The sequence below is a fragment of the Bradyrhizobium sp. USDA 4454 genome (genome assembly GCF_054822705.1).
Window position 1 is genome coordinate 914508 of record NZ_JBTRCN010000001.1, and the last position, 20683, is coordinate 935190.

Below are 20683 nucleotides of genomic sequence, written 5' to 3' on the forward strand. Positions count from 1 at the left end.
AATGCAGCAGCAGATTGCGGGCGAGCAGCCCATCAAGGTTGAATTCGACAATTTCGAGCATGGCTTTCCGGAAGGTTTCGGCCCGGGGGGTTGGGGACGTCTGGCGTACGCCATCGGGCTCGCCTTTGCGGTGTTCCAGCTCTACGTCGCGGCCTTCAACTATCTGCCGAGCCAGGTGGTGCGCGGCGTCCATGTCGGCTTCCTGATCCTCCTGACCTTCGGCCTGATCGGCAATTTCACCGCCAAGACCGAGTTCAGCCGGGCGGTGAGCTGGATCGTCGGCGCGGCGGGCTTCCTCTGCGGGCTCTATCAGTGGATCTTCTATGCCGATTTGATCGCCCGCGACGGTGATCCGACCAGCATGGATCTTGCAGTCGGCACGCTGCTTGCGATCCTGATCTTCGAGGGCACGCGGCGGCTGATGGGGACGGCGCTGCCGCTGATGTGCGGCGCCTGTCTGCTCTACTGGTTCTTCGGGCAGTATCTGCCGTCGCCGTTCAACCATCGCGGCTATGACTTCGACCAGATCGTCACCCATCTCTCGTTCGGCACCGAGGGCTTCTACGGCGTGCCGATCTATGTCTCGGCGACCTACATCTTCCTGTTCATCCTGTTCGGTTCGTTCCTGGAGCGCGCCGGCATGATCCAGCTGTTCACCGACGTCTCGCTCGGCCTGTTCGGCCGCACCCGCGGCGGCCCGGCCAAGGTCGCGGTGTTCGCCTCGGGCATGATGGGCACGATCTCCGGCTCCGGCGTCGCCAATGTCGTGACCGTCGGCCAGTTCACGATTCCCCTGATGATCAAGTTCGGCTATCGCCGCGCCTTCGCCGCCGGCGTCGAGGCCACCGCCTCGATGGGCGGCCAGATCATGCCGCCGGTGATGGGCGCGGTCGCCTTCATCATGGCCGAGACGCTGGGCGTGCCCTATTCGGAGATCGTCAAGGCCGCGGTGATCCCGGCGATCCTCTACTTCGCCTCGGCGTTCTGGATGGTGCATCTGGAAGCCGGCAAGCACGGCCTCGTCGGTATGAAGCGCTCGGAGATCCCGAGCGCCTGGAAGGCGCTTGTGGCACGCTGGTACCTGGTGTTGCCGCTCGCGGCGCTGGTCTACATGCTGTTCGAAGGCTTCACGCCGCTCTATGCCGGCAGCATGGGACTGGTGCTGACGGTCGCGCTGATCCTCGGCGCCAGCATCACGCTCGGCTTCTCCAACACCGTCGTGCGCTATATCTTCTGGATCGGGCTCGCGCTGGTGGTTGCCGCAGTCTCGCGCCAGGGGCTCGAGATCGTGCCGGTGGCCAGCGTGGTCGCCGGCCTGATCGTGATCGCGGCGATCACGCGCGGCGGCCGCGCCACGCTCCGGGCCTGCCGTGACTCGCTTGCCGACAGCGCCAAGTCGGCGCTGACCGTCGGCATGGCCTGCGCCATCGTCGGCACCATCATCGGCATGATGACACAGACTGGCGTCGGCACCATCTTCGGCAGCTGGATCATCGGTCTCGGCGCCAAGAGCCTGTTCCTGGCGCTGATCATGACCATGCTGCTGTCGATCCTGCTCGGCACCGGCATTCCGACGATCCCGACCTACATCATCACCGCGGCGCTCGCCGCGCCTGCGCTCGCCAAGCTCGGCGTGCCATTGATCGCAAGCCACATGTTTGCGTTCTACTACGGCATCATGGCCGACCTCTCGCCGCCGGTGGCGCTCGCCGCACTCGCGGCGGCGCCGATCGCCAAGGAGAACCCGGACAAGATCGGCTGGGAGGCGATGCGGATCGCGCTGGCCGGCTACGTCATCCCCTTCATCTTCGTCTATTCGCCGGCGCTGATGTTGCAGGCTGGCGATCCGATGGCCGCCCAGCTCGGCTTCTACGGCGCGGTAGCGCTGGCGACCTTCAAGGCGCTGGTAGCGATCGGCCTGTTCGGCATCGTCGCGATCGGTTTCCTGTTCACGCGGCTAAGCTTGATCGAGATCGTGGCTGCGTTCGGCGCCGCGCTCTGCCTGCTCGGCGATTTCCGCTTCTCGGACACTGCGGGCTTCACGCTCGCGGCAGCGGTCGTGCTGTGGCAATGGCGGCAGCGTCCGCGCGATGCAGTGGCGGCGGCTTGAGCCTCTGCCTTGCATCCGCCGGTGTCGTGAAGATGCTGTCGATCGCGGCCTTCACGCTCGCCTGGACCCATTCGATCGAGAAGACCGCCTGGCAGGAAGACTGGTTGGTCACGCCGGCCGGGCTGACGCTGCACGAGGCGCGCATCAAAGGCACCGGCGCCGGCATGGAGCCGCCGGCGGAGGCGCGCCTCGTCGATGGCTGGTTAGAATGGTCGCCGCAGCCGGTGCCGAGGCCGGAGGTCGTGCTCGGCAATTCCGGCGCCGCCGGCGAATGGCACCTGTGCCATGCGGGACGCTGCCAGACGCTATCGGAGATTTTCGGACATCCGATCGGTGCTAATGTCACGACGATGAGTATGTGTCGCGATCCGTAGCCCGGATGAAGCCAACGGGTCGCGCGAATGCGCGCCCGATGACAAGCTCCGCGTAATCCGGGGGCGCCGTTCCCGGATTGCGCTTCGCTCCATCCGGGCTACAAGAACAACAACAAACGGGAGAAAAATCGATGGATCGGCTCAAGGGCAAGGTTGCGATGGTGGTCGGCGCGGGCTCGATCGGACCCGGCTGGGGCAATGGCAAGGCGACCGCCGTTACCTTCGCGCGCGAGGGCGCCAGCGTGTTCTGCGTCGATCGCAATGGCGCTGCAGCCGAGGAGACGGTCAAGATCATCACCGAGGAGGGCGGCAAGGCGACGGCCTTCACCGCCGACGTCTCACGCGCCGCCGAGGTCGAGGCGATGGTCGCGGCCTGCCTCAAGGCCTATGGCCGCATCGACGTGCTCGACAACAATGTCGGCATCGCCGAGGTCGGCAGTGTGGTGGAGGTGGCGGAAGCCGAGTGGGACCGCGTCTTCGCGGTCAACCTTAAGAGCGCCTATCTCTCGATGAAGCACGTCATTCCGGTCATGATCAAGCAGGGCGGCGGCTCGATCATCAACATCTCCTCGATCGCCTCGATCCGCCATGTCGGCATTTCCTATGTCAGCTACAATGCCAGCAAGGCGGCGATGAACCAGATGACGCGCTCGACCGCGGTCGAGTTCGCCTCGAGGCATGTGCGCGTCAATGCGATCCTGCCCGGGCTGATGAAGACGCCGATGGTCGCGCATTCGGCGGGGCTGGCGCAGAGCTACGCCAAGGGTGACGTCGAAGCGATGTGGCGGGCGCGCGACGCGCAGGTGCCGATGGGGCACATGGGCGACGCCTGGGATGTCGCCAATGCCGCGCTGTTCCTCGCCTCGGACGAATCGAAATATGTCACCGGCATCGAGCTCGTGGTCGACGGCGGCATCACCTGCAAATCTGGTGCATGAAGTCCGGCGCCTGAGCGCGCGTGAACGAGGCTAGGCCTCGACGCTGAGTTCGGCGCGGTCGAGCTCTTCCTCGACCAGATGGAACGCGTCGTCACCGATGGTCTCGGTGCCGCGCAGCTTGAGCAGCGCCTGGCGTGCGGCCGCGATGGCCCGGCGGCGCAGCGGATCGGCCGGCAACTCGCGCGAGAATAGGCCGCCGTCCGGGTCGCTCTCGGCGCGCAGCAGCACGGCGCGGTATTCGAGTCGCAGGATCTCGGCCTCTTCCGACGGATCCCCGTCGATCTCGTTGAGCGCGGCGCGAAACACCACGCCGCGGGCAAGGGCCGCCTCGCGTCCGACCGGATCGTCATCCTCGAAATTCAACGCCAGGATCAGCGGCCGCAAGGTCAGGCCCTGGATCACCAGCGAGCCGAGCACCACGGCAAATGCCGTGAGCAGGATCAGGTCGCGATACGGAAACCATTCGGGCAGCGCAAACGCGGCGGCCAGCGTGACGATGCCGCGCATACCGCACCACGACACGATGAAGCCGCGCTTTAGGGTCGGCACCGCGTCCATCACATGGGCGGGCAGCCAATGGCGCGCCTTCAGCGTGCGCAGCAGCGCGCCGTAGGGCATCACCCAGAGGATGCGGGCGAGGATCACGACGGCGAGGATCGCGGCGGCAAAGCTGCAATATTTCCACCGTACCTCGGCGTCGAGATCGGACCAGATCGGGCGCAGTTGCAGGCCGATCAGCATGAAGGCCAGCACGTTGAGCACGAACACGACGGTTTCCCACACGGCATAGGACGACACGCGCAGCCGCGCCGAGGTGCGGGCCGGCGCAGTGCGGGCGATGGTGATCGCATAGGCGATGATGGTGAGGATGCCGGACAGCCCGAGATGCTCGGCCGTGATCCACACCATGAAGGTGCCGCCGAACTGCGTGATGATCGCGCTCGGCGCCTCGGTGATGCGGCGGGTGATCATCATCCAGACCTGCGCGAACAAATAACCGGCGGCGAGGCTGCCGACCAGCGCGATCGCGATCGACGGCACGAACTCGCGGATCTTCATGTGCTCGGCGGCGACCAGGCCGACCGCGACGCGATAGATCAACAGCGAGGTAGCATCGTTGAGCAGGCTTTCGCCCTCGAGGATCTTCTGGATCCGGTAGGGCAGGCTGACCTGGCGCAGGATCGCGGTGGCCGCGGCCGCGTCCGGCGGCGCCACGATGGCGCCGAGCGCGATTGCGACCGGCCAGGGCATGTCCGGCCGCAGCCAATGCGCGACCACGGCGACCGCTGCCGTCGTGACGCCGACCGCGACCACCACCAGCGTCGAGACCGGCAGCCAGTTGTTGCGGAGATCGCGCAGCGAGGTGTCGAACGCGGCATCAAGCAGCACCGGCGCCACGAACAGCGCCAGCGCCAGCTCCGGTTCCAGCGCCCAGGTCGGCGCCCACGGCAGCAATGTGAGCAGCACGCCGCCGATCGCCAGGAAGGTCGGGTAGGGCACCTTGATCCGCCGCGCCAGCGCCGACAGCGCCACCGCTGCGAGCAACAGGCCGATGATCCATTCGAACGTGAGCAAGGCGAACCCCCAAGGTGCGGCGCGCGACCTGCAGCCGATCGTCGCAATTGACGTATAATCCAGCGTGTGGTTTGGCGGCAATTGCTGCCGGACATCAGAGGCCGGCGGTTCAGGCGCGGGATGTCTTGTCGGTGATGGGAATACGACGCAACTCTCCAAGTCTGGCTATCGCGCTGATCTGCGCATGCCTGTTGGCATCAGGCGCTGCGCGCGCGACCGGCAGCGAACCCGGCAAGGATGTGCCGGCAGATGCCGGCCCGTGCAATGCCGTAGCCGCGGCAGCCGATGACGACAAGATCATCGAGGCCTGCGGCGCGCTGATCGACAATGAGAAGGCGACGAAGCCCGATCGCATCAAGGCCCTTGTGGCGCGCGCCGGCGCCTATGACCACAAGCAGATGATCGATCGCGCCATTGCCGACTACGACACCGTGCTCAAGCTCGATCCGTCGCTCGCCGATGCCCACAATACGCGCGGCGAGCTGTGGCGCCGCAAGGGCGACCGGCCGAAGGCGATCATGGATTTCGGCGCCGCCGTCAAGCTCAACCCCGATCATGCCGCCGCCAAGGCCAATTACAAATCGCTGTCGCTGGAGCTGGAGCGGATCGGAGCCATGATGGCGGTGGCCGGCAAGCCGAGCTTCGACTGCCGCAGGGCACGCCGGCCGGTGGAGAAGGTGATCTGCGCCGATCCCGCGCTCGCCGATCTCGATCGCGAGATCGGCGCGTCGACCTTCCGCGCGGTGCGCGAGGCAAAGGATTCCCGCCAGGCGCGCGAGCTGCAGCGCGATCAGGATCAGTTCATCGCCCGCCGCAATGCCGAATTCGGCAAGCCGGGCTACGACCTGCAAAAGGCGATGCGCGAGCGGCTGCAGCGGATCAACGGCGTCGACGGGTATTAGATTCTTGCTTTGGCGCGTTTTCTTCACGCGAACCGGGGTACCCACTTCGCTCGAAAACGCTATCGGTCGACCCGGCCGAAGGTCGCGGTCATTTCGGCTTGAAACGGCGCCACTTCCCGTGACAATGGTCGGCAAATGACGCGCGACCGCGCGAGGGAGAGACGCGATGACCATCCAGCAGAGCCGGTATCATGAGGTGTATGCCCGCTCGCTTCGGGACCCCGAGGGGTTTTGGGCCGAGGCAGCGCGTGAGATCGATTGGATCGAGCCGGCGAAGAAGATCTTTGATCCCGCGATCGGCGGCTATGGTCGCTGGTTCACCGGCGCCGTGGTCAACACTTGCTACAACGCGCTGGACCGCCATGTTGCGGGCGGCCGTGCCGACCAGGTTGCGCTGATCCACGATTCCCCGCTCACCAATTCGATCACCAAATTCACCTATTCAGAGCTCTTGAAGGAGGTGCAGACGCTCGCCGCCGTGATGCAGGAGTTCGGCGTCACCAGGGGCGATCGCGTCATCCTCTATATGCCGATGGTGCCGGAGGCCGTGGTCGCGATGCTCGCCTGTGCGCGGATCGGCGCGGTGCACAGCGTGGTGTTCGGCGGCTTCGCGGCCAAGGAGCTCGCGTCCCGGATCGACGACGCCAGGCCGAAGCTGATCTTCTCGGCGAGCTGCGGCATCGAGCCCGGCCGCATCGTGCAGTACAAGCCGCTGCTCGACGAGGCGATCCGGCTTGCCGGCAGCAAGCCCGAGACCTGCATCATCCTGCAACGGCCGCAACAGGCGTGCGAGCTCACCGCGGGCCGCGATCATGACTGGGCGACGCTGCGCCGCGCCGCGCTCGATGCCGGCAAGGCGGCGCCCTGCGTGCCGGTCGCCGCGACCGATCCGCTCTACATCCTCTACACCTCGGGCACGACCGGCATCCCGAAGGGTGTGGTGCGCGACAATGGCGGACATCTCGTCGCGCTGAAATGGTCGATGGAAAATCTCTACGGCGTCAAGCCCGGCGAGATCTGGTGGTGCGGCTCCGACATCGGCTGGGTGGTCGGCCACTCCTACATCGTCTACGGCCCGCTGATCCACGGCGCGACCACGATCATGTATGAGGGCAAGCCGGTCGGCACGCCCGATGCCGGCGCATTCTGGCGCGTGATCTCGGAGCACAAGGCGGTCGCCTTCTTCACCGCGCCGACCGCGTTCCGCGCGATCAAGAAGGAAGACCCGGAAGGCAGGCTGCTGAGGAGCTACGATCTCTCGCGCTTCCGCACGCTGTTCCTCGCCGGCGAGCGCGCCGATCCGCCGACGGTGGAGTGGGCCGAGCAGCAGCTCAAGGTGCCGGTGATCGATCACTGGTGGCAGACCGAGACCGGCTGGTGCATCGCCGGCAATCCGGTTGGGCTGGGCATGCTGCCGGTCAAGCACGGCTCGCCGACGGTGCCGATGCCGGGCTATCAGGTCGATATCGTCGACGAGGCGGCAAAGCCGGTCCCTGCCGGCACCATGGGCTCGATCGTCATCAAGCTGCCGATGCCGCCTGCCTGCCTGCCGACGCTGTGGCAGCAGGACGATCGCTTCCGCGACGCCTACCTCTCGGAATTCCCCGGCTACTACAAGACCTCGGACGCCGGCTACAAGGATGCGGACGGCTATGTCTGGGTGATGGGCCGCACCGACGACATCATCAATGTCGCCGGTCACCGGCTCTCCACCGGCGGCATGGAGGAGATCCTGGCCTCGCATCCCGACGTCGCCGAATGCGCCGTGCTCGGCGTCAAGGATGCGATCAAGGGCGAGGTGCCCTGCGGCTTCCTGGTGCTGAAGGCCGGCGTGACCAAGGCGCCGGATCAGGTCGAGAAGGAGGTCGTGGCGCTGGTGCGCGAGAAGCTCGGCCCGGTCGCCGCCTTCAAGCTCGCGATCACGGTGGCGCGGCTGCCGAAGACCCGCTCCGGCAAGATCCTGCGCGGCACCATCAAGAAGATCGCCGACGGCGAGCCCTGGACCATGCCCGCGACCATCGAGGACCCGAAGGTGCTCGACGAGATCGGCGAGGCGCTGAAGGGCAAGGCATAGCACGTCGTTGGTGGTGTGCATTGCAGGCTTCCGGATAGACCACCCGTGCGGCCACCCCTCTCCCTAACCCTCCCCCGCAAGGGGGGAGGGAACCCCTTCGCCGATGCGTCCCTCACTCAGGATGAGTTGAGCGGCGTGCATTTGAGGCTGCATCACGTGAGGTGACCACGCTGGTCGGGCTCCCTCCCCCCTTGCGGGGTAGGGTTGGGGAGAGGGGTGGCCCCGGGCACGCTCGATGATGAGCGCGCCATCGCCCAACCGGGACGCCCACGCCGGATACGCATCCGGAAGCAAAACGGCCTTGATTTTGATGGATTGCCGGGTCATCCCGGCCGTCGACACCTCATTTGCCACGAGATACGGACCCACGGATGCGATCGATTTCCGCACGCGCGCCCCTCGCATTGCTGCTCGCCTTGCCGCTCTTGGCCGGCTGCCTCGAGCGCGGCCGGTCGCCGATCGCGGAGAGCATGGGCGACGACGACCAGTACTGCCAGGCCGGCGGCAAGGTGGCGGTCGGCTCGGCCGAATATGTCGCCTGCCGCAGGGATCGCGACGTCCAGCGCCAGAACGCCGAAGTCCGCTCCGATCGCCGGCAGCGCGACCTCGGCGAATACATGATGAACCATCCCGACGTGCACTAGGTGCCGAGCCGAATTCGCTTAAGCTGTCGGCTCGCCGCCGCGCGATCGTGAGCGGCCCTTTTGGATGAGACCAGGTCCTGTGCTTGTGGAAGGCCAGCTCGCGTTGCAACGTGACAGGATCGGGGAGCTCGACGGGCTGCGCGCGATCGCGTTGCTGATCGTCGTTATCTGGCACTATTTCGGCACGCCGGACGGGCCGCAAGGCTGGCCGTGGAAGCTGCTGCATGTCGGCCGCTTCGGCGTCGACCTGTTCTTCATCCTGTCCGGCTATCTCATCACGGATATCCTGCTGCGGCACCGCACCGCCGAGCGCTATTACTCGGCCTTCTACGGCCGGCGGGCGTTCCGCATCTGGCCGCTGTATTACCTGATGTGCGCCGGCGCGCTGATCGGCTGGCTTTTTTCGCTCAGCCCCGATCTGTTCGACACCAGGGGCGTGCCGGGCTGGCTCTATCTGTTCGGCTTGCAGAATTTCGGCATGGCCAGGGCCCAGACCGATGGCGCCTACTTTCTGGCCGTCACCTGGTCGCTTGCGATCGAGGAGCAGTTCTACCTGCTGTTTCCGCTGCTGGTCCGCAACATCCCGCCCGAGCGGTTGTTCGCGATCCTGCTGGTGCCGATCCTGATCTGCCCGATCGGGCGGCTGATCGATAGCGCGCTGCCGGACGCCTACGGCTGGTACGTGCTGCCGCAGTTCAGGATCGATTCGCTGGCGATCGGCGCGCTGATCGCGTGGTGGCGCCTCTACCGCAAGCCGGATGCCGAAATCTCCGGGCTTGTTGTCCGCATCCTCAAATGGTCGACCATGGCGCTGCCGCTGCTGTGGCTGTTCGGGTGGAAGCGCTGGTCGGTGGCGTTCTCGCACACCCAGGTCGAGATCTTCTTCGGGGCTTTGCTGTTCGTCGTGCTGGAACATCGCGGCTCGCCAAAGCTCGCGCTGCTGCGCAGCTCGGTCGCGAACTTCTTCGCCAGGACGTCCTACGCGGCGTATCTCATCCACCCCGTCGTCGTGTATCTGCTGTTCGCCGTGCTGCATCAGCCGCGAACGATCGCGAGCCTCGCCGGCATCTCGCTGACTTTCGTCGCGCTCGCGCTGACGTTCGGGCTATGTGCACTGACCTACCGGTATTTCGAGCGTCCGCTGCTCGACTTCGCGCACCGGCGCTTCTCGTTCGGCTAACCAAACAAAAACGCGGCGAGTGGCCCCACCGCGTTTGGTATTCCGCTCGTCGCGTTGCGCGATCCGCGCTTACTGTTCGTCGTCGTTGGGCTTCTTGCCGCCGATCGTCTTCAACTTGGCGAACACGGCGTCGACGTTGAGATCGTCGTGCCGCTCGATCGGCTGATCGTCCAGTTCGTCCTTGCGCGTGGTCTCGGAGGCCGGCAGCAGCGTGGCGCCGCCGTAGACGGTCGTGGTCGGCTTCTCCTTGGCGGCGCGCTGCACCTCAAAATCGAGCTCGATCTGCGAGCACAGGCCGAGCGTCACCGGGTCCATCGGGGTCAGGGTCGAGGCGTTCCAGTGGGTGCGGTCGCGCACGCTCGCAATCGTGGTCTTGGTGGTGCCGACCAGCCGCATGATCTGGGCGTCCTTCAACTCGGGGTGGTTGCGCACCAGCCAGAGGATCGCGCTCGGCCGCTCATGGCGGCGCGACACCGGGGTGTAGCGCGGGCCCTTCTTCTTGGCGGCGGTGGGCAGCACCACCTTGCTCTGCTGGAGCCTGAGCCGGTAGTTCTGGTCGCGCTCGCCGCGCTCGATCTCCTCGCGGGTCAGCTGGCCGTTCGAAATCGGGTCCATGCCCTTGATGCCCTGGGCGGCGTCGCCGTCGGCAATGGCGCGGACCTCGAGCGGGTGCATTTTGGTAAAATCGGCCACCTGATCGAAGGTCAGGGCGGTATTGTCGACCAACCACACGGCAGTCGCCTTCGGCATCAGCGGTGCGTTGCTCATGGCAAATCTCCTTTGTGCTTCGCCCACCTCTGTCGAGGCGAAGCTGGTAGTCATCGGCGATGACGGGAATTATAGGGCCTATATAAGCCCTCAGGGGGGAATGGCGCAATGGGCCAGCAAAATCGCCTTGACAGCGCCCGAAAGCAGTCCCAAGTCCTTACTCTAACTGGCCGTTGCCCGCCCGCCCGGCGAGGGGTGATTCGGTCCCGAAATTGCCCCCAAAGACAGCCCCGAGACCAGCTCGATGTCAGCGAAAAAACCCGATCTTAAAATCGTGCTTTGTTCCCCCCGCGGCTTTTGCGCCGGGGTGGTCCGCGCCATCGACACGGTCGAACGGGCCCTCACCATTTATGGTGCCCCGGTCTATGTCCGGCACGAGATCGTCCATAACAAGTATGTGGTGGACAGCCTGAAGACCAAGGGCGCCATTTTCGTCGAGGAATTGTCCGAAATCCCCGACGAAACCAACGCCCCGGTGGTGTTTTCGGCCCATGGCGTTCCGAAATCGGTTCCGGCCGAGGCCAAATCCCGCAATTTCTTCTCTCTGGACGCGACCTGCCCGCTGGTGACCAAGGTCCACCGCGAGGCGGCGATCCATTTCAAGCGCGGCCGCGAGATCCTCTTGATCGGGCATTCCCATCACCCCGAAGTGGTCGGCACGCTGGGCCAGCTGCCCGAGGGCGCCGTGACCCTGATCGAGACCGCCGAGGATGCCAAAACCTTCGTGCCGAAGGACCCCGACAACCTCGCCTTTGTCACCCAGACCACGCTGTCGATCGACGACACCGCGGAGATCGTGGCGCTGCTCAAGGAGCGCTTCCCGAACGTCAACGGCCCGCACAAGGAAGACATCTGCTACGCCACCACCAACCGCCAGCTTGCGGTGAAGAAGGTGGCGCCGGTGGTCGATGCCCTGATCGTGGTCGGCGCGCCGAACTCGTCGAACTCGCAGCGCCTGCGCGAGGTCGCCGAGCGCGAGGGCTGCCCGATTGCGATCCTTGCCCAACGCGCTAGCGACATCGACTGGGATCGCTTCGAAGGCATCACGAGCCTCGGCATCACCGCGGGCGCTTCTGCCCCGGAGGTGATCGTCGAGGAGATCATGGGCGCCTTCGCCGAGCGTTATGAACTGCACGTGGAGACGGTCTCGGCCGCGGAAGAGAACGAGTTCTTCCCGCTGCCGCGTTCGCTGCGGCCCGACGCTGCCGCGGCGGAATAGACCATATGGCGGTCTACACCGACGTTGCCGCCGAAGACCTCGCGGAATTCCTCAAAAGCTACGACATCGGCGAATTGCTCTCCTACAAGGGCATCGCCGAGGGCGTCGAGAATTCGAACTTCCTGCTGCACACCAGCCAGGGCGCCTACATCCTCACGCTCTATGAGAAGCGCGTGGCGGAGGACGACCTGCCATACTTCCTGTCGCTGATGGCGCATCTCGCCGCGCGCGGCGTGTCGTGCCCGCAGCCGGCGCGCAACCGCCAGGGCGAGGTGACGAGCCGGCTCGCCGGCCGGCCGGCGGCGATCATCAACTTCCTCGAGGGCGTGTGGCCGCGCAAGCCGAACGTGGCGCATTGCTCCGGCGTCGGCGAGGCGCTGGCGAAGATGCATCTCGCCGGTGCCGACTTTCCGCTGGTTCGCACCAATCCGCTGTCGGTGTCCGGCTGGCGGCCGCTGTTCGCGCTCGCCGCCGCGCGGGCCGACAGCGTGCAGGCCGGGCTGCACGACTTCATCGCGCGTGAGCTCGATCATCTCGAGGCCTCGTGGCCGACCGATCTGCCGGTCGGCGTGATCCATGCCGATTTGTTTCCCGACAACGTGTTCTTCCTCGGCGACAGGCTGTCGGGCCTGATCGACTTCCCGTTCGCCTGCAACGACATCCTGGCCTACGACGTCGCGATCTGCCTCAACGCCTGGTGCTTCGAGCCGGATCATTCCTTCAACGTCACCAAGGCGCGCGCGCTGCTCAAGGCCTATGGCCGCGAGCGGCCGCTGTCGGCGCCGGAAGAGGCGGCGCTGCCGCTGCTCGCGCGGGGTGCGGCGATGCGCTTCCTGCTGACGCGGCTGGTCGATTTCCTCAACGTGCCCGAAGGCGCGCTGGTGCAGCCGAAGGACCCGCTGGAATATGTCCGCAAGCTGCGCTTCCAGCAGAATGTCGCGAGCCTGAACGATTACGGCATCACGCCGGCGGGATGCGCGGCGTGAGCGACAAGCCGCATGTGACTGTCTTCACCGATGGTGCCTGCTCCGGAAATCCCGGACCGGGCGGCTGGGGCGCGATCCTCCGGTTCGGCGACGTCGAGAAGGAATTGAAGGGCGGCGAGCCACACACCACCAACAACCGCATGGAGCTGATGGCGGCGATCTCGGCGCTGGAAGCCCTGAAGAAGCCCTGCGTGGTCGACCTCACCACCGACAGCCAGTATGTCCGCCAGGGCATCACCGGCTGGATCCACGGCTGGAAGCGCAATGGCTGGCGCACCGCCGACAAGAAGCCGGTCAAGAATGTCGAGCTGTGGCAGCGCCTCGACGCCGCGCTGAAGCCGCATGAGGTGCGCTGGCACTGGATCAAGGGCCATGCCGGCCACGCCGAAAACGAACGCGCCGACGAGCTGGCGCGCGAGGGCGTGGCGATGGCGCGGTTGAAGAGCTTGACGCAGTGAAGTGGAAGATGGCCAAACACCGCCATCTTCGAACTAGAGCCTACGCGGTTCCGATTGAATCGGAACGGGACTCTAGATTCTTGTTTTGACGCGTTTTCTTCACGCGAACCGGTATCCACTTCGCTCGAAAACGCTCTAGCCCAACATGGTCACCAATCTCATCAGCTCGGACTGGCGATGGACGCCCGTCTTGGAGAATACGGATTTCAAATGGTTGCGCGCCGTTGCCGGGGCAATTCCCAATTCCCCTGCAGCGGCTTGAATAGACAGGCCCCCGGTTAGCAACGCCGTCAACCTCGCCTCGGCTGGTGTCAGATCGAAAGCTCGCGCAACGAGCTTCGCATCCGGCAATGGGGGTGGCGACAGGTTGGAGAAGACCAGCATCGCGCGCGCGCCCAAAAACACACTGCTTGCAGCGCCATCGACCGGCAGCACCCGGATCAAAGCGGGAGGCTTTGCGGCTCGGCGGACCACGATCGGTTCTGCGGGCAGCGCAACGCCGTCGGGGGACGACCGGATCAAATCGACAAGGCGGTGATATTTGGCCATCGCATCCCTGTCGCGGAGAGCAAGCCGCCTGTTCCGCACCAGGATGTCCTGATCGAAGCCGGCATCGGCCGCCGCGTTGCAGCTCAACACAAGACCTTGCCGATTCAGGACCAGCGCAGGCCGCTGAACCTTCTCCAGCACGTTGGTCATCGAGGAGAGCGCAACGCGGCCGACTGCCGTCGCCAGTGTCGCGGTCTCCGTCAGCCTTGGCGCAAGACGGGCGAGCGCGCGCTTGTCCGCCTCGTCAAAGGACCCTTCGCTTTCGGTTCGCTGAAGTGTGAGCGCCCAGGCGGCGGAGTCGGCCCAAAAGCCGATGCCGGCAAACCATTTGAAGCCGAATGGAAACAGGACTTCATTGTACATCGGATCAGCCCGGATCTGCTCGGGCGTCAGCAGGTCATGATCCGTGACGACCTCTCCGGCCATCATGCGCGGAAATCCGATCGCACGCGGATCTTTTTCCTGCCAATTGTTTGCAAAGTAGAACCGGGTGCCTTCGTCGATCGATTCCGTTCGCGGCACGTCCGGTGTCCGAACGTCGCTTTGCAGCAGCAGGGCAGCCGATGCGCCAACCGCCGTGCAGATGCTTTCCATCAGCACGGGCCACAGCAAGGGATCCACAACGGCATCGCCGAGGCGGCTCATGATCTGGGTCAACCGATCGTGGTCTATGGCTTTCCGACTCAATGGGAGCGTCGTTGAAATTGCGGCAGGAAACATCAAGAAATACAGACGGATGGGGAGCCGCAATATCGGGACCGTCGCGGATGTGCGGAATTGTCGCACCCAGATGGGTCAGGATCGAATCCCGGCCAGCATGATATGCGGATCGCGTCGTTGTTTTTCCTACGCAAGTATCTGACTAAATTGAGGATTTGTTCGGTCCGGCAGTCCGGGTCGAAGGCGATTATGATTGGGGGATTTTGGGGATGGGATCTTTTCAGGGGACCGCGGGTGACGACACGGTTACCGGCACAGCCAACGGCGCGAATACCAACGATACACTTCAGGGGCTCGCCGGAAACGACACCCTGGTCGGCGGAGACGGCGCGGACGCCCTCGACGGCGGTACCGGCATCGACTTCGCGTCCTACGCGGACGCGCCGGCCGGCGTGGTGGCAAATCTGGCCAATCCCGGCCTCAATACCGGCTACGCGCAGGGCGATACCTATACCTCGATCGAAGGCCTGATCGGAAGCAACGGCAACGACACGCTGACCGGCGACGGCAGCAACAATTTGCTGCGCGGCGGACTGGGCGCGGACGTCCTCGACGGCGGCGCCGGCAGCGACACCGCGGACTATTTTGCCGCTTCGGCGGCACTGCTGGCCAGCCTCGCAAATCCCGCCAGCAATACCGGCGAGGCCGCCGGCGACACCTATACGTCAATCGAGAACCTCCGCGGCTCGGCCTTCAACGATACGCTGATCGGCGACGGCAACAGCAACACGCTGCGCGGCGGCCTTGGGGCGGATTCTCTCGACGGCGGCGCGGGATTCGATTTCGTCTCCTATGCGGATTCGACGACGGCCATCACCGCAAGCCTGGCCAATCCGGCATCCAACACGGGCGAGGCGGCCGGTGATACCTACGTCTCGATCGAAGCGATCCGCGGCAGCGACTTCAACGACTCGTTGACCGGCGATGGCAACATCAATTTCCTGCAGGGCGGTCTCGGCGCCGACACGCTGGACGGCGGCGCCGGTTTTGACTTTGCGGACTATTTCAACGCAACCACCGCGATCGTGGCGAATCTCTCGGATGCGTCGGCCAATACCGGAGAGGCGGCCGGCGACGTCTATATCGGCATCGAGGCGCTCAGAGGCGGCGCATTCAACGATCTCCTGGTCGGCGACAACAACAACAATTATCTGCGCGGCGGCCTGGGCGCGGATACGCTGAACGGCGGCGGCGGCATCGATACCGCCGATTACAACAATGCCAGCGCGGGCATCGTCGTCAATCTCCGCAACACATCACTGAATACAGGCGAGGCCGCCGGCGACGTGTACGTTTCGATCGAGGGCATCCAGGGAAGCAATTTCAACGATACACTGATCGGATACGCGACCGCAGACACGATATTCATCGGCGGGCTTGGCGCCGACTCGATGGTTGGTGGCAGCAGCAACCTCGACACAGCCTCGTATTTGAATGCGACGTCCGGCGTCACAGCAAGTCTCGCCAATTCGGCAGTGAACACCGGCGAGGCAGCCGGAGATTCCTATAGCGGCATCGAAGTGCTGGTTGGCAGTGCCTTCGCGGATCACCTGATCGGCGATGCCGGCAACAATCCGCTCGAAGGGCGCGGCGGAGCGGATACGCTCGATGGCGGCGCCGGCTTTGACACTGCTTCCTATCGACAGGCAACGGCGGGTGTGGTCGCCAATCTTGCCGACAGTTCGCAGAATGCCGGCGATGCCGCCGGCGACGTCTATAGTTCCATCGAAGCGCTGTTCGGGTCGAATTTCAACGACACGCTTGTCGGCGATGCAGGCGACAACATCCTGACCGGCTATGTCGGCGCCGATGCGTTGAACGGCGGAGCTGGCAACGACATCGCTTCCTATTTCCTGGCCAGCTCCGGCGTGGTGGCCAGCCTTGCAAATCCGGCCGCCAACGCCGGCGAGGCAGCTGGTGATAGCTACACCTCCATCGAGGGACTCGAAGGCAGCGATTTCGGCGACACGCTGACAGGCGACGGCGGGAGCAATGTCCTCAGGGGACGGCTCGGTAATGACTCGCTGGACGGTGGGGCCGGCACCGATACGGCGTGGTTCTTCGGGAACAGAAGCGCGTACACGATCACCCGAACCAGTCCCACGAGCTCGGTCCTCGTCGCGGGCGAGGGATTGGACACGCTGACCAATATCGAACTGCTGCATTTTGCCGACGTGACTTTAAACGTTGCGGATCTGCCGATCGCCAATACCGGGACGGCTGGCGGGGATAATCTTTACGGCGGCGTCGGCAACGACTCGCTCGTCGGCCTCGGCGGCAATGATGTCCTGGTCGGCTTTGCCGGCGACGATGTCGGCTATGGCGGCGACGGCAACGACTATTTCTATGCCGGTGCAGGAAACGATATTCTGGTGGGTGATGCCGGTCTTGACGTTCTGCTCGGCGAAGCCGGCAACGACAGCCTCTATGGCGGGTCCGGCACCAACTACCTGTTCGGCGGCGACGGCAATGACGTCGTGGCCGGCAACGGCGGGACTGGAGCGAACGATATCAACGTGATGTTCGGCGAGGCCGGGGCCGACGTCCTCTATGGTGGGGCCGGCTCCAACAACTTCTACGGCGGTGCCGGGGTCGATACCATGTTCGGCGGCAGCGGTCTCAACATCTTCATCTCGTCGGGCGAGAGCGACGGCAACGTCATCTACGGCGGTAGCGGCAAGAACTACGTCTACGGATCCAACGGTGGCGATACCGTCAGCGGCGGCAGCGACGTTGACGTGTTCCTGATGGGCTCCGGCGCCGACTACATCACGGGCGGCGGCGGAGTGGATTATGCCTGGGGTGGTGGCGGCTCCGATACGTTCACGATCAGCGACAGCACGTCGGAAATCATGGTGGTTCAAGACTTCAACACCGGCGGCGTCAACGACAGCGTGAATTTCGCCGGCACGTCGCTGCATTCATTCGCGGATGTTCAGGCGGCCGAGTTCTACGCACCCGGCATCAACACCACCATCATCACCGACGCCGCAGGCAATGCGGTCTGGCTGATAGGTCTCGCGCCGGGACAGCTCGACGCCAGCATGTTCAAGTTCAGTTAGGACTTGCTCGACCCATTTGTGAAGTGTTCGCGTGCGACTCGACCCTCCCGAGACCACGCCACGCGAGCCCTGCTGACGAGGCTATTGAATGAGACGGCACCCGAGCGGAGGCAGGGTGCCGTTCGAGCCCAGGCGCTTAGCCAAATTTGAACATGCTGGCGTCGAGCTGTCCCGGCGCGATCCCGATCAGCCATACCGCACTGCCCGCGGCGTCGGTGACGATGGTGGTGTTGATGCCGGGTGCGTAGAACTCGGCCGCCTGAACATCCGCGAATGAATGCAGCGACGTGCCGGCGAAATTCACGATGTCGTTGACGCCGCCGGTGTTGAAGTCCTGGACGACCATGACCTCCGGCTCGCCGTCATTGATATTGAACGTATCGGAGCCGCCGCCGCCCCAGGCGTAGTCGACGCCGCCACCGCCCGCAATATTGTCGTTGCCGGACCCCATCAGGAAAACGTCGACGGCTGCGCCGCCGGTAACGGTGTCGCCGCCGTTCGACCCATAAACATAGTTCTGGCCTGAGCCGCCATAGATGAAATTGCCGTCGGTCTCGCCCGACGAAATGAAGATGTTGAGACCGGAACCGCCAACCATCGTGTCGATGCCGGCACCGCCGTAGAAGTAGTTGGTGCCGATGCCGCCGTAGAGAGCGTCTGCGCCATTGCCGCCGTACATGACGTTGACGTCGGAAGCGGTCGCTCCACCGTTTCCAAGCAATACGTCGTCTCCGGCGTCACCGAACAAATAGTTGAATCCGGTGCCGCCGTAGACGAAGTCGTTGCCGTCTCCGCCCAGCAGCACGTCAAGTCCATCGCCCCCGACCAGCGTGTCACTGCCACCATAGGCATAGACGTAATCATTGCCGCTTCCGCCATAGTCCACGTCATCGCCGAGGGTTCCAACGAGGACGTCATCGCCCGCCGCGCCGAACAGTAATTGGCCGGCGACCAGATCGAAGCCGCCATCGCTGAACGGTCCGGCGGAATAGACCACCGATGTGGTGGTAAACGTCCCTGGATGGATCGACGAATCCGCAAACAGTTCGGCCGGTGTAATCGACGACGTGAAGGTGAAGCCACCGAGCGACTGGCCGGGCTGAAGTGCGGTGGAGGCGGAGTCTGCGACCCACCGGACGCTGTAGCCGTTGGTGGGCGGGGCACCGTCGGTGATGCTTGCGGTCCATCCCGACGGAGCGCCGAAGGTTGGAATCTCGGTCAGGTAGCCCTGGCCGGGTAACCAGGCGAACCAGAACGTGCCGATCGGGGTGGTGCCATTGTCGATCAAGGTGAGCGTGTATTCGTAACTCGTTGGAGAAAGCTGCTGCACGAGTGATACGAACGCGGATGCATTCTCAGCCATGGCGGCTCTCCCTGATCGGTGCGGCCGAAGACAAATTGTTGCAATTTAATGGACTTGAACCGAAGCCGGCGCAGCATCAATACGCTGCGTGTTGACCAAACACCGGCGCGCCGGAGAAATTCCCGCAAGTTCGGGGGGAGTGGGGAGAAAAGCCAAACCAGGGAAGCCTGGGTGAAGGTGGGGCAGGCGTACGAAGCCCGCCATCTCGGCGCGGCACGAAACCGATCGGCTTCGCTGCGGCCATCGCCACGCCAAAACTGTCATCGCCCGCGAAAGCGGGCGATCCAGTATCCAGAGACAGCGGTGATGCAACCGAGAGGCCGCGGCGTGCTGGATCGCCCGGTTGAACCGGGCGATGACAGTGGCCATTGAGGCGGCTATCTCAGCTCGTCATTGCGAGCGAAGCGAAGCAATCCATATTTGTGCTTGTTGAGGCATGGATTGCTTCGTCACTGTGCTCCTCGCAATGACAGGTCAGACTCAGAGCTGTCCGAGCAGCGTGTCGCCGCCGGAGACCTCGACCTTGCCCGGAGCGGGCTCCTTGTTGAGCTTCTTCACCACGCCGTCCTCGACCAGCATCGAGTAGCGGTGCGAGCGGATGCCGAGGCCGTTGCCGGAGGCGTCGAGCTCCATGCCGATCGCCTTGGTGAAGTCGGCATTGCCGTCGGCGAGGAAGATCGCCTCGTCGCGCTGGTCGGTGTCGCGCTTCCAGGCGTTCATCACGAAGGCGTCGTTGACCGAGACGATCGCGATGGTGTCGACGCCCTTGTTCTTCATGGCGTAGGCGTTGAGGAAGATGCTCGGCAGGTGCATCTTGTGGCAGGTGCCGGTGTAGGCGCCGGGCACCGCGAACAGGGCGACCTTCTTGCCCTTGAAAATGTCGTCAGTGGTTTTGACCTGCGGCCCCTCGGCGGTCATCACCCGAAACTTGGTTTCCGGCAGCTTGTCGCCAACATTGATCGTCATCGTCATTCTCCCTCGGTGAAGCGGAATTGTCTTAAACCCGGCTGCGGAATGGTACAATACGGGCTCGACGGGGAACGGCAATGCCGGATACCGTCACCGTTCCGTCATCAGCGCATGATCCGGAAAAGTGCGAAGCGGTTTTCCGAAAAGATCATGCTTAAACAAGAATCTAAAGCGCGATCACGTTCCAGCCCGATCTGATTGCGCTTCAGCCGGAAAACCCGCCGGCATCGAGGAAAGCCTGCTCCTCGGCGGTCATTTTCCGGCCCAGGAGGGCATTGCGGTGCGGGAAGCGCCCGAACCGGCGGATAATGTCGGCGTGGTCCTCGGCATATTTCAGATTGTCGGGATGGCAGTCATACTGCCGGAACAGCGCCACGCAGCGCTCTTGGTCGGCGAGGTCTTCCGAATGCTCGAACGGCAGATAGAGGAATTCGCGCAGCACCGGGTCGGTCCGCGCATCGACGCCGCGGTCGATGGCGCGCCTTGCCACGTCGCGCGCCAGCGCATCGCTTGAAAAGGTCCTGGCGTCGCCGCGAAACAGGTTGCGCGGAAACTGGTCGAGCACGATGGTCAGCGCCAGCGCGCCCTGGTCGCTCGCCTCCCATGACGACAATCCGCCGGCGGCCGCTTTCTGCCAGGTGGCGAGGAAGCGGCTGCGGATGTCGGCGTCGAAGGCGTCGTCGCGCCTGTACCAGCGGTCGCGGCCGGCCTCTCGCCAGAACGCGATGATTTCGGCAGGCGTCGCGATGCGGGCGTCAGTCATTCCGTCCAACGCCCGCCTGTTGGTTGGCT

At 64.5% G+C, this 20683-nt stretch carries 17 protein-coding genes; 11 read left to right on the top strand and 6 right to left on the bottom strand.

The features are described from left to right. Window position 1: 1 nt before the first annotated feature. The 3 genes from ACVIW0_RS04200 to ACVIW0_RS04210 all read left to right on the top strand — a co-directional run bounded on the left by ACVIW0_RS04200 (window position 2) and on the right by ACVIW0_RS04210 (window position 3422). A complete protein-coding gene (locus tag ACVIW0_RS04200) occupies window positions 2-2110 on the top strand; it encodes a TRAP transporter permease (protein ID WP_461351184.1) in 2109 nt (702 codons plus the stop codon). Continuing rightward, window positions 2071-2484, top strand: coding sequence for a DUF1850 domain-containing protein (locus tag ACVIW0_RS04205; RefSeq protein WP_461351185.1), 414 nt, complete (start codon window positions 2071-2073; stop codon window positions 2482-2484). Before ACVIW0_RS04200 ends, ACVIW0_RS04205 begins: the two co-directional genes overlap by 40 nt. A gap of 131 nt (window positions 2485-2615) precedes the next feature. After that, window positions 2616-3422, top strand: a complete 807-nt coding sequence (locus tag ACVIW0_RS04210; protein ID WP_461351186.1) for an SDR family NAD(P)-dependent oxidoreductase — start codon at window positions 2616-2618, stop codon at window positions 3420-3422. 30 nt (window positions 3423-3452) lie between these two features. Here the strand turns inward: ACVIW0_RS04210 and ACVIW0_RS04215 are convergent, their stop codons facing one another. Further along, window positions 3453-4997 carry a cation:proton antiporter gene (locus ACVIW0_RS04215; RefSeq protein ID WP_461351187.1) on the bottom strand — a complete coding sequence of 515 codons (1545 nt, stop codon included), beginning with the start codon at window positions 4995-4997 and terminating at the stop codon, window positions 3453-3455. A gap of 134 nt (window positions 4998-5131) precedes the next feature. Between ACVIW0_RS04215 and ACVIW0_RS04220 the strand changes: the two genes are divergently transcribed. The 4 genes from ACVIW0_RS04220 (at window position 5132) to ACVIW0_RS04235 (ending at window position 9797) form a co-directional block, all read left to right on the top strand. Continuing rightward, a complete protein-coding gene (locus tag ACVIW0_RS04220; protein WP_461357238.1) occupies window positions 5132-5899 on the top strand; it encodes a hypothetical protein in 768 nt (255 codons plus the stop codon). Between the two features lie 166 nt (window positions 5900-6065). Continuing rightward, entirely contained in the window at window positions 6066-7973 is a 1908-nt protein-coding gene (locus tag ACVIW0_RS04225; protein ID WP_461351188.1) for a propionyl-CoA synthetase, read from the top strand. Window positions 7974-8344: 371 nt separating this feature from the next. Continuing rightward, entirely contained in the window at window positions 8345-8617 is a 273-nt protein-coding gene (locus ACVIW0_RS04230; RefSeq protein ID WP_456752144.1) for a hypothetical protein, read from the top strand. 64 nt (window positions 8618-8681) lie between these two features. Next, window positions 8682-9797, top strand: coding sequence for an acyltransferase family protein (locus ACVIW0_RS04235; protein ID WP_461351189.1), 1116 nt, complete (start codon window positions 8682-8684; stop codon window positions 9795-9797). Between the two features lie 69 nt (window positions 9798-9866). Here the strand turns inward: ACVIW0_RS04235 and ACVIW0_RS04240 are convergent, their stop codons facing one another. Beyond that, window positions 9867-10565 carry a DUF1013 domain-containing protein gene (locus ACVIW0_RS04240; protein WP_461351190.1) on the bottom strand — a complete coding sequence of 233 codons (699 nt, stop codon included), beginning with the start codon at window positions 10563-10565 and terminating at the stop codon, window positions 9867-9869. 244 nt (window positions 10566-10809) lie between these two features. On the opposite strand from ACVIW0_RS04240, the gene ispH reads away from it, so the two are divergent. The 3 genes from ispH to rnhA are packed head-to-tail and all read left to right on the top strand — an operon-like array spanning window position 10810 to window position 13228. Further along, window positions 10810-11784 (top strand): 4-hydroxy-3-methylbut-2-enyl diphosphate reductase, encoded by a 975-nt coding sequence (gene ispH / locus ACVIW0_RS04245; protein WP_456752147.1) that lies wholly within the window; start codon window positions 10810-10812, stop codon window positions 11782-11784. 5 nt (window positions 11785-11789) lie between these two features. Further along, on the top strand, window positions 11790-12770 hold the full coding sequence (locus tag ACVIW0_RS04250; protein WP_461351191.1) for a homoserine kinase: 981 nt from the start codon (window positions 11790-11792) through the stop codon (window positions 12768-12770). After that, window positions 12758-13228 carry a ribonuclease HI gene (gene rnhA / locus ACVIW0_RS04255; RefSeq protein ID WP_461351192.1) on the top strand — a complete coding sequence of 157 codons (471 nt, stop codon included), beginning with the start codon at window positions 12758-12760 and terminating at the stop codon, window positions 13226-13228. The genes ACVIW0_RS04250 and rnhA overlap by 13 nt, the downstream gene beginning before the upstream one ends. Before the next feature lie 135 nt (window positions 13229-13363). Here the strand turns inward: rnhA and ACVIW0_RS04260 are convergent, their stop codons facing one another. After that, entirely contained in the window at window positions 13364-14422 is a 1059-nt protein-coding gene (locus ACVIW0_RS04260; protein WP_461351193.1) for a helix-turn-helix transcriptional regulator, read from the bottom strand. A 284-nt stretch (window positions 14423-14706) separates the two neighbouring features. On the opposite strand from ACVIW0_RS04260, the gene ACVIW0_RS04265 reads away from it, so the two are divergent. After that, window positions 14707-17559: a beta strand repeat-containing protein gene (locus tag ACVIW0_RS04265; RefSeq protein ID WP_461351194.1), complete on the top strand. Its 2853-nt coding sequence runs from the start codon at window positions 14707-14709 to the stop codon at window positions 17557-17559. 136 nt (window positions 17560-17695) lie between these two features. Here the strand turns inward: ACVIW0_RS04265 and ACVIW0_RS04270 are convergent, their stop codons facing one another. The 3 genes from ACVIW0_RS04270 to ACVIW0_RS04280 all read right to left on the bottom strand — a co-directional run bounded on the left by ACVIW0_RS04270 (window position 17696) and on the right by ACVIW0_RS04280 (window position 20654). Further along, window positions 17696-18922, bottom strand: coding sequence for a calcium-binding protein (locus tag ACVIW0_RS04270; protein ID WP_461351195.1), 1227 nt, complete (start codon window positions 18920-18922; stop codon window positions 17696-17698). Between the two features lie 480 nt (window positions 18923-19402). Further along, window positions 19403-19888: a redoxin family protein gene (locus ACVIW0_RS04275; RefSeq protein WP_461351196.1), complete on the bottom strand. Its 486-nt coding sequence runs from the start codon at window positions 19886-19888 to the stop codon at window positions 19403-19405. 208 nt (window positions 19889-20096) lie between these two features. Further along, a complete protein-coding gene (locus ACVIW0_RS04280) occupies window positions 20097-20654 on the bottom strand; it encodes a DUF924 family protein (protein ID WP_461351197.1) in 558 nt (185 codons plus the stop codon). Window positions 20655-20683: the final 29 nt, after the last annotated feature.